Origin of the sequence: Haloterrigena alkaliphila, from assembly GCF_017352155.2 — an archaeon.
In the GTDB taxonomy this organism is placed as follows: domain Archaea; phylum Halobacteriota; class Halobacteria; order Halobacteriales; family Natrialbaceae; genus Haloterrigena; species Haloterrigena alkaliphila.
Window position 1 is genome coordinate 210,688 of sequence record NZ_CP071462.1, and the last position, 15,852, is coordinate 226,539.

11 protein-coding genes, 1 tRNA gene and 1 pseudogene are annotated in these 15,852 nt (G+C 65.9%); 7 read left to right on the plus strand and 6 right to left on the minus strand.

The genetic code is table 11. The annotated features are described in order from the left end of the window. Window positions 1–180: 180 nt before the first annotated feature. Window positions 181–2,226, plus strand: coding sequence for a DUF7997 domain-containing protein (locus J0X25_RS19855; protein ID WP_207289183.1), 2,046 nt, complete (start codon window positions 181–183; stop codon window positions 2,224–2,226). Window positions 2,227–2,302: 76 nt separating this feature from the next. Here J0X25_RS19855 and J0X25_RS19860 read toward each other — a convergent pair whose 3' ends face one another. Then, window positions 2,303–4,423, minus strand: coding sequence for an alpha-amylase family glycosyl hydrolase (locus J0X25_RS19860; RefSeq protein ID WP_207289184.1), 2,121 nt, complete (start codon window positions 4,421–4,423; stop codon window positions 2,303–2,305). A gap of 86 nt (window positions 4,424–4,509) precedes the next feature. After that, on the minus strand, window positions 4,510–5,643 hold the full coding sequence (locus tag J0X25_RS19865; protein ID WP_207289185.1) for an ABC transporter ATP-binding protein: 1,134 nt from the start codon (window positions 5,641–5,643) through the stop codon (window positions 4,510–4,512). Window positions 5,644–5,840: 197 nt separating this feature from the next. Between J0X25_RS19865 and J0X25_RS19870 the strand changes: the two genes are divergently transcribed. The 3 genes from J0X25_RS19870 to J0X25_RS19880 are packed head-to-tail and all read left to right on the plus strand — an operon-like array spanning window position 5,841 to window position 9,022. Continuing rightward, window positions 5,841–7,043 (plus strand): extracellular solute-binding protein, encoded by a 1,203-nt coding sequence (locus J0X25_RS19870; protein WP_207289186.1) that lies wholly within the window; start codon window positions 5,841–5,843, stop codon window positions 7,041–7,043. Between the two features lie 30 nt (window positions 7,044–7,073). Beyond that, complete coding sequence (locus J0X25_RS19875; protein WP_207289187.1) at window positions 7,074–8,108, plus strand: carbohydrate ABC transporter permease; 1,035 nt, start codon at window positions 7,074–7,076, stop codon at window positions 8,106–8,108. Then, window positions 8,105–9,022 carry a sugar ABC transporter permease gene (locus tag J0X25_RS19880; RefSeq protein WP_207289188.1) on the plus strand — a complete coding sequence of 306 codons (918 nt, stop codon included), beginning with the start codon at window positions 8,105–8,107 and terminating at the stop codon, window positions 9,020–9,022. Before J0X25_RS19875 ends, J0X25_RS19880 begins: the two co-directional genes overlap by 4 nt. A 116-nt stretch (window positions 9,023–9,138) precedes the next feature. Here J0X25_RS19880 and J0X25_RS19885 read toward each other — a convergent pair whose 3' ends face one another. The 3 genes from J0X25_RS19885 to J0X25_RS19895 form a co-directional block, all read right to left on the minus strand. After that, window positions 9,139–10,377, minus strand: coding sequence for a mandelate racemase/muconate lactonizing enzyme family protein (locus J0X25_RS19885; RefSeq protein WP_207289189.1), 1,239 nt, complete (start codon window positions 10,375–10,377; stop codon window positions 9,139–9,141). A gap of 98 nt (window positions 10,378–10,475) precedes the next feature. Then, on the minus strand, window positions 10,476–11,723 hold the full coding sequence (locus J0X25_RS19890; protein ID WP_207289190.1) for an alanine--tRNA ligase-related protein: 1,248 nt from the start codon (window positions 11,721–11,723) through the stop codon (window positions 10,476–10,478). A gap of 87 nt (window positions 11,724–11,810) precedes the next feature. Then, window positions 11,811–12,347, minus strand: a complete 537-nt coding sequence (locus J0X25_RS19895) for a helix-turn-helix domain-containing protein (RefSeq protein ID WP_207289191.1) — start codon at window positions 12,345–12,347, stop codon at window positions 11,811–11,813. A gap of 146 nt (window positions 12,348–12,493) precedes the next feature. Between J0X25_RS19895 and J0X25_RS19900 the strand changes: the two genes are divergently transcribed. Beyond that, window positions 12,494–12,578 (plus strand) — tRNA-Leu (locus tag J0X25_RS19900). Window positions 12,579–12,688: 110 nt separating this feature from the next. Here the strand turns inward: J0X25_RS19900 and J0X25_RS19905 are convergent. Continuing rightward, window positions 12,689–13,931 (minus strand): annotated as a pseudogene (locus J0X25_RS19905) (RNA-guided endonuclease InsQ/TnpB family protein). A 182-nt stretch (window positions 13,932–14,113) separates the two neighbouring features. On the opposite strand from J0X25_RS19905, the gene J0X25_RS19910 reads away from it, so the two are divergent. Together J0X25_RS19910 and J0X25_RS19915 are read left to right on the plus strand one after the other, a co-directional pair. Next, window positions 14,114–14,677, plus strand: coding sequence for a DUF420 domain-containing protein (locus J0X25_RS19910; RefSeq protein ID WP_207289193.1), 564 nt, complete (start codon window positions 14,114–14,116; stop codon window positions 14,675–14,677). A 64-nt stretch (window positions 14,678–14,741) separates the two neighbouring features. Further along, on the plus strand, window positions 14,742–15,809 hold the full coding sequence (locus J0X25_RS19915) for an mRNA surveillance protein pelota (RefSeq protein WP_207289194.1): 1,068 nt from the start codon (window positions 14,742–14,744) through the stop codon (window positions 15,807–15,809). The last annotated feature ends 43 nt before the right edge of the window (window positions 15,810–15,852 follow it).

A 15,852-nucleotide genomic window follows, 5' to 3' on the forward strand; every position in this document is an offset into this window, starting at 1 on the left:
ATTCCCGATGAGACCGTCTCGACTTCGTCGACGTCGCGGTAACGCGGCGACCCCCACCGATCTCCTCGGCGAGACGCGAAACGAGATCCGTCTCGTCGCGAACGGCGCTCGCCCCGGTCCGAAAAGTGGGAATACATTTTTCAACAAGATTTAATGGCCCGGGCACGAACCGAGTGAACGATGGAATTACACGGGGCCCTCAACGATTTCAAGCGCTCACGCGGCGATCCCCGCCGGTTCCCCGGGGAGCGGCGGTCGACGACGGGACTGTTCTCCGGTCTCGACGACAGGCTCGTTCACGTCGCGCCCGACGGATCGATCAGAGATTACTCCTATCCGCTCTCCGGCGTTGCCGGTATCGAACGCTCCCGATTCGGACTCGCGATAGACGGCGAGTGCCACTGGTTCGACGGCGGCAGCCAGCGATACGTCGACGACACCGCCGTCGTCGAAACCGTCCACGACGTCGGCGGCTACACCTGCACCCAGTACGACCTCGCGTTCGATCGACTCCACGTGACGCACTTCGCGCTCGAGGGAGCCGACTCCGGCGACGTCGACGTCTCGATCCGAGCGTGTTTCGGGTTCGCCCCAGAACGGCAGTCCAGCCGGATCGGGCAGCTCCGGCACGACGACGCCGTCGAGGTCCACCACGACAGCGAACGGGACTTCGTCACCGCCTCGACCGACGTCTCGATCACCGGACGGATTCCCGAACGGTTCGAGGAGTTGCTCGCGCCGGAGCCGGCGGAGTTCCCGCGGTCCGGCGACGACGACCGCTACGAGGAGGCCAAGCTCAGTCCGATCACGCTGCTCGAGTTCGACGTCGCGGGTGCGTCGCCGAGCGCGACCGTCGCGACGCTGTTGACCAACGATACGGATCGAATCGACGCGCTGGAGCGCGTCCGAACGGCCGCCCGCGCCCACGACGATCGGGAGGCGATCCTCGAGACGGGGCGCCGTCAGGCTCGCGAACGGCTCACGACCGACGCTACCGGGATCGAACGGGGGTTCGCGGATCTGCGAGCGCTCTGCCTGCTGCGGTCGTCGACGGGAGCGCGGATCGCCGGCCCCGAGTTCGACCCGTTCTACCGGTACTCCGGCGGCTACGGCTACACCTGGTTCCGCGACGACGCCGAAATCGCCAAATTCCTGCTCGAGGCCGATCGGCGGGCGGAACTCGGACTCGAGTCGTGGCACGCCGCGAGCGCGCGCTTCTACGCGGAGACGCAACTCGACGACGGGACGTGGCCCCATCGCGTCTGGCCGTCGAACGGTCGGCTGGCACCCGGCTGGGCCAACGGTCGCCTCGAGGGCGACGACTCCGCGGAGTATCAGGCGGATCAGACCGCGAGCGTCGCGGCGTTTCTCGCCACCTACCTCCGCCGGATCGACCCCGACCACGAACGAGTCCGCGAGTCCCTGACGGCCGCCCTCGAGGGGATGGACGCGACGCTGGCCGCCGACGGACTGCCCGAGCGCGTCCAGAACGCCTGGGAGAACATGACCGGCCGATTCACCCACACGGCGGCGACGTTCCTCGAGGCTTACGCCGCGATCGCACGCGCACCGGTCGACGAGGACGTCGCGGCCCACGCGAGAGCGCAGTCCCACCGCGTCTACGACGCGCTCGACGACCTGTGGATCTCCGAGCGCGGGTGCTACGCGATGCGACGCCACGAGGGCGAGCTCGACGACCGGCTCGACGGGAGCACGCTCGCGCTCGCGTCGGCTCACGGGGAGTACGACGCGATCGGCACGATCGACGACGATCGGTTCGAACGGCTCGTCTCTCACCTCGAGACGACGCTCGACGGCCTCTACCGCGACCCCGAGGGACCGATCGAGGGGCTGGCGCGGTTCGAAGGGGACCCCTGGCGCCGCCGCGATCAGGACGACGCGAAGATCTGGACGGTGACGACGGCGTGGGGAGCCCACGCGGCCGTCGAGTGCCGCGACCTGCTGGCCGCGAACGACCGGGATCGCAAGCTGATCGACGAGTTCGACGACCGCGCGCGAGCGCTGCTGGCGCTGGTTGCGCCCGACGGTCCGCTCCGACGGGCCGGCGACTACCTCCCCGAGCAGTTCTTCGACGACGGGACGCCCGACAGCGCGACGCCGCTGGGATGGCCCCACGCGATCCGGCTCGTCACCGCCAGCGCGCTCGAGCGGACGGAGTCGTCTCGGTCCGTAGCGCAGTCGAACGAACCGGCCCTTCGAGAATAGTCGCCCGATCGCCGGCGTCGACGTTCGGCGGCGCCGACTCTCCTCTCCCCTCCTCTCGAATCGATTCCAGCGCGGCTCAGTCTCGAGCGACGCGCACGACGACCGCGTCGCTGACCTCGAGGACGGTCGATCCCCCGTCGCGCTCGAGTTCGAGTTCGTCACCGGTGACGAGATCGACCGGTTCGAGCGGGCGATCGAGTCGGACGCGCTCCGAGCCGCCGCCGAAGTTCAGGACGACGGCGACCCGCTCGGTATCGGTCTCGCGCACGTAGCCGACGACCGCGTCCGAGTCGGCCGCGCACTCGAGCGGCGAGAGGTCGCCGCGGGAGAGCGCTTCGCTGTCGTGACGGGCGGCGACGAGTCGGCGGTGGAACGTCGTCGCCTCGCCGTCGCCCTCCCAGGGCATCGGCTGTCGGTACCCGGTCGCGCCGCGCTCCTGCCCGTAGTAGATCATCGGCACGCCCGGCAGCGTGAGCACGGCCGTCACGGCCGCGCGCTGTGCCTCCGGACCGCACTCCTCGAGGTACCGCGTCTCGTCGTGGTTCTCGACGTACCGCATGTGCAGCGACCAGTCGGGGAACCCCTCCCGTTCGGGCGCGGTCGCCGCCTCGAGGAGGTCCTCGGCCGGCCGCTCGCCGTTCCCGACGTCCCGCAGCGCGTAGTAGAGGGTCGTGTCGTAGTGGACATCGAACTCGGACTCGGCGTACTCCGGTTCGCGCGGGACCGTCTCGTCGAGCAGCAGGAACGCCGCGTCCCGCGCCCGCACGCGCTCGGAGATCTCCTTCCAGAAGCCGTGAGGGACGCCCCAGGCGACGTCACAGCGGAAGCCGTCGACGACGTCGACCCACTCGTCGACGACGTCGAGGAAGAACGAGCGGACGGAAAGCGAGTCGTAGTCGACGTTCGGGATCCCGCGCCAGTTGAAGTAGTACTGCGCGACTTCGGTCTCCCCCTCGGGCGTCGTCCGCACCGGCGGCGCGTAGTCGTCGCGCGGGTCCTCGGCCTCGAGCGCGGCGGCGTCGGTCGGCGTCTCCGCGATCGGTTCCCAGACGTACCAGTCCTCGTACTCCGGAACGCAGGCCGCGCTCATGTCGAACGCGGCGTGTTCGCGCGCCGTGTGGTTGATCACGAGGTCGAAGACGACCCGGATGTCGCTCTCGTGACAGTGGTCGACGAACGACTGGAACTCCTCGCGCGTGCCCAGATCAGAGGCCGTGTCGAAGTAGTCCGTGATGTGGTAGCCGTGCTCGGTCGGGCTCTCGAGCACCGGCGTCAGCCAGAGGCAGTCGACGCCCAGCGACTCGAGGTATGGCACTCGGCGCTCGAGCGACTCGAACGTCGCCTCGTCGGTGAACGAGCGGACGAAGATCTCGTAGACGACGGCGTCGCGGGCCCACTCCGGCGGATCGTTGCGGCGCTCGACGCGACCGTCCGGGTGGACGAGAACGCAGTCGGCGATGCTGTGCCGTTCGCCGACGGCGACGGCGTGGACGCGGACCGGCTCCTCGAGCTCGCCGAGCGGGACGCGAGTTTCCCGACCGTCGACGACCAGGGAATCGTCGGTCAGCGGATCTCGATCGTCGACGTAGAACTCGACGTCCAGTTCGTCGGCCGCGTACTCGCTGTCGGTTCCCGGCTTCGCGTCGGCCGTAATCGTCGTCTCGGCGCCGTCGACGGCGTCACCCGGCCCCTCGAGGAAGACTCGAGGCTTGCCCGGCCCGGGGACCTTCTTCTCCTCCCAGACGGCGTTCTCGAAGTCGTCACCCGGAACGTAGCCGTAGCGGTGGGTGCCCGGTTCGGCGTCGATCTCGTACTGGTAAGTGCCGTCCTCGAGCGTCGGATGCTCTCGATCGAACAGGTGTTCGTTGAACGGCCCCATGATCGATACCTCCTCGGGGTCGTGCGCCGGGAGTCGATCGCGCTCGAGATCGAAGCTCGTCGCTCGGCGGACGTCCGGGAACGCGCGAACGCGCTGTTCGTACCGTCCCGCCGGCGTCTCGAGCGCGAACCGATAGATCCCGGGTTCGTCGGGCTCGAACCGCCAGACCGGATCGGTCGGCGCGGCGACGTCGCTCTCGGCGGGAGACTCGAGGATCGACCACTCGTAACTCGACTCGCGCTCGGGATCCGGATCCCGAGGCGCGAGTTCGACCGATTCGCCGACGGCACAGAAGCGCGGCGGACCCGGCTGGTGCATACGGGCCCGAACGGGTGGCGTCGATTTATCGTTTATGGATGAAGAACTATTACAACACTACTTAGAAACGGAGCGGTTCGCCGGCGTCAGGGCGTCGGCGTCGTCGGTTTCGCACTCTCGTGGAGCAGCGATTCGCCGGTCTCGTCGTCGAACAGACGGAGATCTTTCTCGTCGAAGGCGATCCCGATCCGATCCTCCGGTTCCGGTTCGAAGTCGGCGTCGACCCGGGCCATGAACTCGTCTACGTCGTCGCCGAGGTCGAGGTAGAGGTAGTTGTCGCTGCCGACGGGTTCGACCACCCGAACGGTCGTCTCGATCCCCCGTCCGCCGTCGGTGGGCTCGACGTGCTCCGGCCGGATACCGGCGACAACGGTGTCGCCCTCCTCGACGGGGAGTTCCCTCGAGTATTCCAGAGAGAGCGGGTACCGGAAGCCCTCGTCGTCGGTCAGAACGAGTCGATCGTCGGGCCGCCGGACGGTCACGCGAACGAAGTTCATCGACGGCGAGCCGATGAACCCGCCGACGAACCGGTTGGCCGGCTCGTCGTAGACGGTGTTGGGGTGGCCGACCTGCTGGAGTTTCCCGTCTTTGAGGATGACGATCTTGTCCTCCATCGTCATCGCCTCCTCCTGGTCGTGGGTCACGTAGACGGCGGTGATGTCGAGCTCCTCCTGCAGTCGCTGGATCTCCGCGCGCATGCTCGTCCGGAGCTTCGCGTCGAGGTTCGAGAGCGGTTCGTCGAACAGGAACACGTCCGGCTCCCTGACGATCGCGCGCCCGAGCGCGACGCGTTGTTTCTGTCCGCCGGAGAGTTCGTCCGGCTCGTCCTCGAGGAGGTCGTCGATGTCCATCATCTCCGCGGTCTCGACGACGCGCCGTTCCCGCTCGGCCTCACTCATGTCGGTGCTCATCCGGAGCCCGAACTCCATGTTCTCGAAGACGGTCTTGTGCGGGTACAGCGCGTAGTTCTGGAAGACCATCGCGACGTCGCGGTTCTTCGCGTGCACGTCCGTGACGTCTCGGCCCCCGATCTCGATGCGACCGTTCGTCGGCGTCTCGAGGCCGGCCAGCATCCGCAGCGTGGTCGTCTTCCCACACCCCGACGGTCCCACGACGGTGACGAACTCGCCGTCATCGATCTCGAGGTCCAGGTCCTCGACCGCGACGACCCGGCCGACGTCGTACTCCTTCCGGAGGGAGTCGATGGTTACCCGTGCCATTTGCCAGCAGTTCGTCCCGATATCATAAAGTCTTTCCCAAAATCGACAATACGAGAAGTAATATTTCACCACTAATTTCCGGAATTCGGTCCAGTCCGAATTTTCCCCACGGTGAATCGGCTCTTCCAGGCGAAACGGGTCGTGAGGGGCCGACCCTAACGATTAAATATATGAAGACATAATTCGTAACTACTTTCATGGCACTGCAACGCAGGAAGCTCTTGGCGGGGATCGGCGGGATGGCCACGCTGACCGCGGCCGGCTGTCTCGGGAACGAAGACGAGGGGACGACCCTCTGGCACGACTTCAACGACGGCGAGCAGGAGACCCTCGAGGAACAGGTCGCGGCGTTCAACGAGGACCGCGAGGAGGAACTGAACGTCGAACAGGTACCCGAAATCGTCGATCAGCTCGACACGGCGATCCCCTCGGGGGAAGGGCCCGAGACGTTCGCCTGGGCCCACGACTGGGTCGGCACCTACTACGATCGCGACTTCGTCTACGACGCGTCCGACGACCTCTCGATCGACCTCGACGAGACGTTCACCGAGGCCGCGGCCGACGCCGCGCGGTGGGAGGGCGGCGTCTACGGCCTCCCCTACGCCGCCGAGACGACGACGCTGATGTACAACGAAGATCTCGTCGACGAACCGCCGGAGACCCTCGACGAGATGGTCGATATCATGGAGGAGCACCACGATCCGGAGAACAACACGTACGGACTCTCCTGCCCGCCGGCCGATCCGTACTTCATCAGCGCGTTCACGCAGGCGTTCGGCGGCCGCTTCTTCGACTCCGAGACGGAGGACACCCGCATCGACGACGACGAGTTCATCGAAGGCGTCGAACTGCTCCGAGACCGGATCTGGCCGTACGTCCCGGAGGATCCGAACTACGACGTCCAGGTACCGGTCTTCGCCGACGGAAACGCCCCGTTCGCGATCAACGGCCCGTGGGAGGTCGGCGGCTTCCGAGACGGCGGCGTCGACGTCACCGTCACCTCGTTCCCGGAGATCGACGGCGGCGACCCGACGCCGTACACGGGCATTCAGCTGTGGTACTTCACCTCGAACCTCGCGGACGCGCCCGACGAGGAACTCGAAACGGCCGTCGAGTGGGCCGAGTACCACTCGACCAGCGAGGACGCGATCCTCTCGAACGCGGAGGACCACGGCTTCATCCCCGTCCACCAGAAGTACGCCGACGACGACGACCTCGGCGAGGACGTCGCCGCGTTCGCCGAGACGGTCGGCATGGGGGTCCAGATGCCCGCCCACGAACGGATGGATCAGGTCTGGAACCCGGTCGAGGACGGTCTCGAGCAGGCGTTCAACGGCCAGGCGAGTCCGGCGGAGGCGATGGAGACGGCCGCCGAAGAGATTCGCGGCCGCTGGGACTAACTCAGCACGGTTCGAGCACCCACTCACAGTATGTCCACGTCATTCTTCGAGCGGTTTTCGCGACGCAGTCAGCGACGGCTCCCGGACCGGTTGGAAGAACGCGACTGGGTAGCGTTTCTCCTCGTCGCACCGGGGATCGCGCTGTTCCTGTCGTTCATGCTGTTCCCGATCGCGTTCCTCATCTACCTCTCGTTTACGGACGCGACCCACACCGGGACCGTCATCGGAGGCGGTGCGAGCTTCACCGGGTTGGACAACTACGTGTCCCTGTTTTCGGACTCGAATTTCTGGAACTCGCTCGGGATCACCTGGCTGTTCATGGCGGTGAGCGTCAGTGCGAAGATCGTCGTCGGGATCTCTATCGCGGTCGTCCTTACACACGCCCGCGTCCGCGGGAAGCGGTACATGCGCGCGCTGGTGATCGTTCCGCTCGGATTCCCGGAGATCTTCTCGATCACGGTCTGGCGCGGGATGTTCAGCAGCGCCCGATTCGGACCGTTCAACGAGCTCCTCTCGATCTACAACGGGGCCGTGACGACCGTCTTCGGTGCGATCGATTCCGCGCTGTTCTTCGCGTCGATCACCGCCCCGGAACTCCTGCTCGCCGACGTCCCGATCGCGTGGCTGGGCAGTCGCTGGAGCGCCTTCGGCTCGTACGTCGTGACCGAAGTCTGGCTGGCGTACCCGTTCATGGTGATCATCATCGTCAGCGCCCTCCAGGACGTGCCCATGGAGCTCCACGACGCGGCGAAAGTCGACGGTGCGGGCTACCTCCAGCGGTTCAGACACGTCACGCTGCCGGCGATCAAGCGCCCGGTGATGTTCGCCTCGATCCTCACCGCGGCGGCCTCGTTCCAGCAGTTCCTGGTCCCGTGGGTGTTCAACCGCGGCGGCCCCGCGCGGGACAACGAACTCATCCTCGTCTACGGGTTCCGCGAGGCGATCGAACTCAACCAGTACGGGCTCTCGTCGGCAATCATGGTCACGGCGCTGGCGTTCGTCGGCGCGTTCATGTGGCTCGCGGTGAAGAAAGGCGATCTCGCTGACGGGGTGAGCAACGAATGATCGACGCGATCAGAAAGACGGTCGAACAGGTGCGCACCGGGCGACGAACGATCCGCGACGTCGGCAAGACGGTCGCCGGAAGCGGCGGCGCCGCGTTGCTCGTCGTGCTGTTGATGTTCCCGGTGTACTGGATCGTCACGGCCTCGTTCTCGCAGGGCGCGGGCCTGCTGAGTTCCGAGGGCCTGTTCGCGGATCCCTCGACGTACAACCTCGACGCCTACCGATGGGTGCTGTTCGAATCGAACTTCGTCTTCGAGAACGGCGAGGTCGGCAAGCCGGGCGCGCTGTTCAACAGCCTGATCGTCGTCTTCGTCACCGTCAGCGTCTCGCTGTCGGTCGTCATTCCCGGCGCGTACGCGCTCTCGAGGCGACAGTTCGCGGGCCGGGAGAAGGTCCTCTACGGCTACGTGCTCTTCACCCAAGTCGGCGCGGGGCTCTCGATCGCGACCCTAGTCGCGCTGTACGCCCTGTTCGTCAACCTCGGACTGAGCAACAACCTGCTCGTGCTCGGCCTGTTCTACGCCGCGGGAGCGATTCCGTTCAACACCTGGCTGCTGAAGACGTTCATGGACAACATCCCCGTCTCCTACGAGGAGGCGGCGATCGTCGACGGCGCGAGCCAGTGGCAGGTCATCCGCGAGGTGATCCTCCCGCTGTCGAAGCCGGGCATCGCCGTCGTGCTCATCTTCACGTTCCTGGCCGGCTGGAACGAGTTCATCATCGCACAGACGCTCCTGCAGCCGGAGAACTACACGCTCTCGGTCGAACTGTACGCGCTGGTCGACGACTACGAGACGCCGTGGACCGAGTTCGCGGCCTTCGCGATCCTGTTCGCGCTCCCGGTCGCGATCATCTACTTCGCCGCGCAGAACTACGTCGAGAGCGGGCTCTCCTTCGGCGGCATGGAGGGCTGATCGCCGCCGCTCCCGCCTACGCTTCGTCGAACACCGCTGAGCAGACCTCACCGAGCTTGACTTCGGCTTACGCCTCGTCAAACAGCGCAAATCGAAGATTTGCTGGCTCGACGAAGCTACGCTTCGTCGAACAACTCCTCGCCGTCGACCATGTGCTCTTCGACGGCGTCCAGATCGAGCGTGACGCCGAGCCCGGGCTCTTCGGGGACCTCGATGTAGCCGTCCTCGATGACGTCCTCCTCGACGAGATCCTCCCACCAGCCGAGTTCGTAGGAGTGGTACTCGACGGCCAGCGAGTTCGGAATGGCGGCGCCGACGTGAGCGCTGGCCACCGTCGCGACCGGCGAGGAGACGTTGTGCATCGCGACCGGCACGTAGTACATGTCGGCTTTGTCCGCAATCTTCGCCGTCTCGCGCATCCCGCCGACCTTCGGCATGTCGGGGGCGATGATGTCGACCGCCTGGTCCTCCAGCAGTCGGCGATGGCCGTGCTTGCGGTAGACGTTCTCACCGGCCGCGATCGGCGTGGTCGACGACTGGGTCACCTCCCGCTGGACGTCGTGATTTTCGGGCGGCACCGGATCCTCGAGCCACCAGACGTCGTACGGCTCGAGGGCGCTCGCGAGTCGCTTCGCGCTGCCGCCGGAGAACGTCCAGTGACAGTCGAAGGCGACGTCTGCTCGCGAACCGACGGCCTCGGTGACCGCCTCGACGATACTCACCTTGTGATCGATCTCGGGCTCGCGGAGGTGGCGGTTCGCCCGGTCCTTCTCGTGACCCGACGGGACGTCGAGGTCGAACTTGAGCGCGTCGTAGCCGAGCTCTTCGACGACGCGTTCGGCCTCGTCGGCGCAGGCGATCGGATCGGCCTCCTCCTCGGTGTGACAGTCGCAGTAGACCCGCACCTCGTCGCGGTACTTCCCGCCCATCAGTTGATACGCTGGGAGCTCGAGGATCTTGCCCGCCAGATCGTGGAGGGCGACTTCGATGCCCGAAATCGCGGTCACCGTTACGCCGCCGAGCGAGCCCTCGCCGGACATCTTCTGGACGAGATGCTCGGTGAGCCGGTCGATGTCCAGCGGGTTCTCGCCCCGCAGGAAGGGTTCCATCCGCTCGATGAGTTCCGGCGCGCCGGCGCCCCAGTAGGCCTCGCCGGTGCCGACGATCCCGGCGTCGGTGTAGATCCGTACCAGTGTCCACGGGAAGTTGCCGTCGACCATCGTCGTCTGTACGTCCGTGATCTCGACGTCTCGACCGCCGCCGCGCTCGCGCCTGACGCCCATCGTCTCCGCCGAGAGCTCACGCATCGTGTACTCGGCGTTCGGGTCGTGCAGCCGTGAGTAATCGACTCCCATACCGAACGGTCACCGGCGGAGCAGTAATAACACGGGACTGCGACTGATGGGAGCGGGCCGTCGAGGCGGTCCCGGCGACGGTACCGTCCCGAGCGTCGTCAGTCGTCCAGTACCGCGAGGATCTCCGCCGGCGTCGCGTCGAAGCCGCCGGCCTGCGCCAGCGTCGCCGACCCGCCGCCACCGCCGCCGAACTCGTCGGTCAACTCGGCGACCACGTCTTCGGCCGAGACGGCGCCGTCCGTCGCCACGACCGCGTACGGCGAGTTCGCATCGCCCGCGAGCACGACGACGTCAGCGAGCTCCCCCGCGGCGTCGCTCGCGACGTCACCGGCCTCGTTCGCGTCGACGTCCTCGAGGGTCGTCGCGACCCACTCGAACCCGTCTCGCTCGAACGGCGCCGCGCCCTCGAGTCGCGTCTCGGCGAGTTCCCGTCGAAGCGATCGCACCTCGTCGGTGAGTTCCTCGCGCTCGGCGGTCAGTCGATCGAGTTCGCCCTCGACCTCCTCGAGCGGCGCCCCGAGCGTCCGACGGGACGCGAGCGCGACGCGTTTCTCCGCCTCGCGGCGGTCGATCGCGCGCGGCCCGACGGCGAGTTCGACGCGCGTCAGTCCCTCGCCGGGGTTCGAGCGCCCGAGGACGGTCACCGGGCCGACCTCCCGCGTGTTGCGGACGTGCGTGCCGCCGCAGGCCGCGACGTCCCACCGGTCTCGGGCGCCGCCGTCCCGGCGAACGAGCCCGTTCGCGTTACCATTGGCGTCGTCGCTCCCGATCGTGACGAGGCGGACCCGACCCTTTCGGAAGGCGCCCTCCTCGGTCGCCTCGTTGAACGCGACGTCGTCGCGCTCGCGTGCGTCCGCGACCGGGACGTCCTCCCACGTCACCGGCCGGGACTCCCAGACTACCCGATTGACCAGCGTGTCCAGTTCCAGCAGCGTCTCGTCGTCGATCTCCGTGCTCGTCTCGAGGTCCACGCGGACCTTCTCCTCGCTGATGTCGAAGCCGCCGTAGCCCAGGTCCTCGAGGAGCCGCCTTCCGGCGCCGTAGAGGACGTGACTGGCGGTGTGGGCCCGCATACAGTACATGCGGAACGACCAGTCGATCGAGCAGAGCACGCGCTGGCCGACCCGGAACGACGGCTCCGCGGCGAGGACGTGGACGTGCTCGCCGTCGACGTACCGGACGTCCGCGACCTCGACGCCGCCGATCGTTCCCCGGTCGGCCGGCTGCCCGCCGCTCTCCCCGTAGAAGTAGCTGGTCTCGAGCCAGACCCTGCAGCCGTCGATGGACGTCACCTCGGTTTCGAACCGCGTGGTGTACGGCTCCGCCGCCGCCCGTTGTCCGGTCATTGGACTCACTCTATCGTCCGCCATGAAAAGTCTGCTTGCCGCGCATCGCCAGCGGGCGCCGCTGTCGACCGCGGGCGCTCGGCGTCGTCACTCCGACAGCGTCACGTCGAGTCGCTCCTCGAGGGCCGTGATCAGCCCGCCGCCGACGCCGGCCTGCGTCGCCCGACCCTGTTCGACCGCGAGGAGGTCCTTCTCGCGCGCACCGAGTTCCTCGGCGAGTTCCGAGCGCTGGAGGCCGGCCTCCTGACGGGCCGCTTCCAGTTTCTCCCCGTAACTCGAGACGAGGTACGGGAGCGGATCGTCGTCGTAGTTCGTCCCCTCTTTCTCCCAGTGTTCGGAGTCGCCGTCCCAGACGGGATTAGCCTTGGCGACGTTCTGGGCCGCCTTCTGTTTGCGACTCGGTTCGTCGCTCGAGCCGCCTCCACCTCCGCCGCCGGAGCCGGAACCCGACCCACCCCGGGACCGCGAGCGCTTCTGCGTGTCGTCGTGGGGCGCGCAGTCCGGACAGACCTCGAGTTCGGCGCCGGCGACGGTGGCGAGTCGAAGCGAGTTGCTCTCGGCACCGCAGAGTTCGCAGTTCGTCCCGCCGCCGCCGGACGACGAACCCGTCGAATACTTAGCCATGGTACCTTTTGGCAACTCGAGCATTTCAAATCACCGCCTCGAATCCGGTCAGTCCCCTGTGACCCCGCCGCAGGACCCGACCGAAAAGAAAGTGTTTTGTAATGCCGTTGGCTACGAAGGAGTGCAGTAAGACAAAGACACCGCGAGCGTGGGTAGCCAAGCCAGGCCAACGGCGCAGCGTTGAGGGCGCTGTCCCGTAGGGGTCCGCCGGTTCGAATCCGGTCCCACGCATCGCATGGGTGGGCGATCTCCACCAAACGTGAGGCGGTTTTACCGTTGAGCGAAACGATGCAGGTAATTTTCCTTCGTAGACATCACCCACGCTTGAGCTTCCCTCCGCTTTAGCGGTGGGATTCAGCGTGGACTCCCGTTCTGGCCACTATTAGTGGCAGGAGAATAGCCTCCGTTCACGTTCACCGTCCCGCTGTTCAAGCGCACGCCCAAGAGTGCGCCTCCGTCGCCCCCAGTTTGGTTGCGACGGAGATACCGCAAACCGATGTTCTTTGCGGCGTTGTAATCCGCGTGATTCACATACCCACACTTCCGACATTCGAAGTCCTCGCTGTCTCGATTGTCAGGGTGTGTGAACCCACAGTGTGAGCAACGCCGCGACGTGTTCTCAGGGTCGACTTGTTCGACCGCGATTCCATATTCCTCTGCCTTGTACTCGACGTACTCGTAGAGACGGTCGAACGCCCACTTATGTCCCCACGATGCGCCAGTGCGTTCTCGAATATCGGTTAAGTCCTCGAACGCGATAACCGAACACCCGTTCTCACGGGCTTCAGCGACGAGTTCGTTGCTGATGTGGTGTAACATCAACTTGAACCGACCTTCCTCTTTCTGTCCAACAGATTGGCTGTTTTCGTGCGCCCAGCGTGTCCCACACTGTTGTAGCGAGCCACGTCGTTTTTCGTACTCTCGTCGCCAATGGTCGAACTCGTCACCCGTCCAGAACGTGCCCGTTGAGGTGACGGCAAGGTTATTCACGCCGAGGTCAATCCCGAGAACCGTTCCGTTCTCGGTGGTTGCCTGTTCCGACGTGTCGGACTCCACGTCCGTCTTGCAGTTGACGTGAAGCACCCAGTTACCGTCTCGAGAGTGCAGTTCCGCACCCGTGGTTTCGTATTCGTCCGAAAACAGGTATTCGGAGTGCGGCGTGTCGCTGTTCTCGTCGGGTAGCACGTAATCAGCTTCGACGCGGCCTTCGGTCGTGGCAAGGCTCACGTAGTCCTCGTGGAAGGTGGCGGTGCGTTTGTCATAGACGACATGTGGACTGGTGAAGTGTGGTTTCGACGCTTGCTTCCCGTTCTTCCAGCGAGCAACAACGCTCTTGCAGGCTTCAGCAGCCTTGTTCCGAGCGGCTTGGACGAGACCGCCATTGAAACCGTCTGTCTTCTCGCGCACGTTGTTGTAGGTTTCGTTGTCCAGTGTGGTTTTGCTGGTAGTGACGTATTCGCCTTTGAAAGCGTAGTCCACAACGTATTGCGCTGACCAGAGGAACGTATCTACAGTGTCTTCGAGGAGTGCAGCGTCGTCGCTGTCCACGTTGAGTGCAACAGGGACAGTACGCTGTACTCCCATATGAAATATGTGGCTGCTATGATATTTAATAATTTCTAAATGAAAGCGCATCAAACAGCAACAGCACTGTTCGGATCCGTCGATATTCAAGTCTTCGAGCGATGGCTCCATTAGTATCGTTGATGCGATGCGCAATCGACCAGGACAGTAACCACTTTCCTGCCGGGGCCGAACTGCGAACTATGGAGCACGTCCCTCGAGAGCGCGTCACCCTCCTCACCGCCGTTCTGAGCGTCGTGTCGCTCGCGATCGTCTTCGCGGCTGCGGGCGGCCGCATTCCGCAGTCGACGGTACCGGCCGCGCCCGAATGGATTCTCGACGCGATTCCCCTCCTCAACGCCCTCATCAGCGCGACGGCGATCGGAACGATCACGGTCGGCTGGCGGGCGATCCGCCGCGGCGACGTCGACAGGCATCGGGCCGCGATGGTCGCCTCGTTCGTCCTGTTCGCGGCCTTCCTGACGTTCTACCTCTACCGGCTGGTCGCCATGGGCGGCCCCCAGCCGTTCCCCGGTCCCGACGCGATCAGGCAGTTCGTCTACCTGCCGATCCTCGCGGTGCACATCTTCCTCGCGATCGTCTGCGTGCCGCTGGTCTACTACGCGCTGCTGCTCGCGGGCGCCTACCCCGTTTCCGAACTCCGCCGGACCGCCCACGCCCGCGTTGGCCGGGTCGCGGCGAGCCTCTGGCTGATCTCGTTCTCGCTTGGGATCGTCGTCTACGTCCTCTTGCACGTCGTCTACTGAGCGACCGCGAGCGACCGTCACCGGGATCGCAGCCCACTTACCGCCACCCCGCAAAGCCACGCCCATGCAGATCAAAGACCGGGAACAGGTCGAGGGCGGGCGCGAACGGGTGACCGTCGTCCCCGAGAGCGTCGACGACCTCTGGCATTTGCAGTACGTCCTCGAGCCCGGCGATCGGGTCGCGGGAGACACGACCCGGCGGATCCAGCGCAACGACGACCAGATGCGGGATACGGGCGGCGAGCGAGAGCACATGTGGGTCGCCATCGCCGTCGAGGACGTCGAGTTCCACAAGTTCGCCAATCGGCTACGGGTCGGCGGCGAGATCGTCGCCTGCTCGCGCGAGGATCAACTGGGCTTTCACCACACGCTGAACGTCGAGGAGCGCGACGAACTCTCGATCGAGAAGTGGTTCAAGCCGGATCAGGAGGCCCGCCTCGAGGAGGCCGAGGAGGCCACCGAGAACCCGGACGTCGCCATCGCGACCGTCGAGGAGGGGCAGGCCCACGTCCACTCGGTCGCCCAGTACGGCACCGAGGAGCGGGCGACGATCACCGGCACGACCGGAAAGGGCGAGTACGCCCGCGGACGCTCGGAGCTGTTCGACGAACTCGCGACGGTCCTGAAACGCCAGGACGCGGACGCGATCATTCTCGCCGGACCCGGCTTCACGAAGCAGGACGCCTACAAGTACATCGAGCAGAACGAACCCGAACTCACCGAGACGATCACGATGGTCGACACGGCCAGCGTCGGCGACCGCGGCGTCCACGAGGTGCTCAAGCGCGGCGCCGTCGCCGACGTCCAGCAGGAGACCCGCATCGAGAGCGAAGCCGAGTACATCGACGAACTCACCCGCCGGATGGCCGAGGGCGCGAAAGCGGCCTACGGCCCCGAGCAGGTCCAGCAGGCCGCCGAGTTCGGCGCGATCGAACGCCTGCTCGTCCTCGACGACCGATTACAGAAGGAACGCGGCCCCGACGGCGAGTGGGCCATCAGCGTCGACGACATCGTCCGCACGACCGAGCAGAAGGGCGGCGACGTGACGGTCTTCTCGAGCGAGTTCCCGCCGGGCCAGCAGCTCTCGAACCTCGGCGGAATCGCCGCCCTGTTGCGGTATCGACTCGAGTGACGGGGGGCGGGACGACGGGACCGGTCGAGGCCTGGTCACCCTA

Excerpts from the sequence above, each read along its gene's own strand:
- J0X25_RS19860 (WP_207289184.1), bottom strand. The coding sequence starts at position 4,423 with ATGCACCAGCCGGGTCCGCCGCGCTTCTGTGCCGTCGGCGAATCGGTC.
- J0X25_RS19875 (WP_207289187.1), top strand. The coding sequence starts at position 7,074 with ATGTCCACGTCATTCTTCGAGCGGTTTTCGCGACGCAGTCAGCGACGG.
- J0X25_RS19890 (WP_207289190.1), bottom strand. The coding sequence starts at position 11,723 with ATGACCGGACAACGGGCGGCGGCGGAGCCGTACACCACGCGGTTCGAA.
- J0X25_RS19915 (WP_207289194.1), top strand. The coding sequence starts at position 14,742 with ATGCAGATCAAAGACCGGGAACAGGTCGAGGGCGGGCGCGAACGGGTG.
- J0X25_RS19855 (WP_207289183.1), top strand. The coding sequence starts at position 181 with ATGGAATTACACGGGGCCCTCAACGATTTCAAGCGCTCACGCGGCGAT.
- J0X25_RS19885 (WP_207289189.1), bottom strand. The coding sequence starts at position 10,377 with ATGGGAGTCGATTACTCACGGCTGCACGACCCGAACGCCGAGTACACG.
- J0X25_RS19880 (WP_207289188.1), top strand. The coding sequence starts at position 8,105 with ATGATCGACGCGATCAGAAAGACGGTCGAACAGGTGCGCACCGGGCGA.
- J0X25_RS19865 (WP_207289185.1), bottom strand. The coding sequence starts at position 5,643 with ATGGCACGGGTAACCATCGACTCCCTCCGGAAGGAGTACGACGTCGGC.
- J0X25_RS19910 (WP_207289193.1), top strand. The coding sequence starts at position 14,114 with ATGGAGCACGTCCCTCGAGAGCGCGTCACCCTCCTCACCGCCGTTCTG.
- J0X25_RS19895 (WP_207289191.1), bottom strand. The coding sequence starts at position 12,347 with ATGGCTAAGTATTCGACGGGTTCGTCGTCCGGCGGCGGCGGGACGAAC.
- J0X25_RS19870 (WP_207289186.1), top strand. The coding sequence starts at position 5,841 with ATGGCACTGCAACGCAGGAAGCTCTTGGCGGGGATCGGCGGGATGGCC.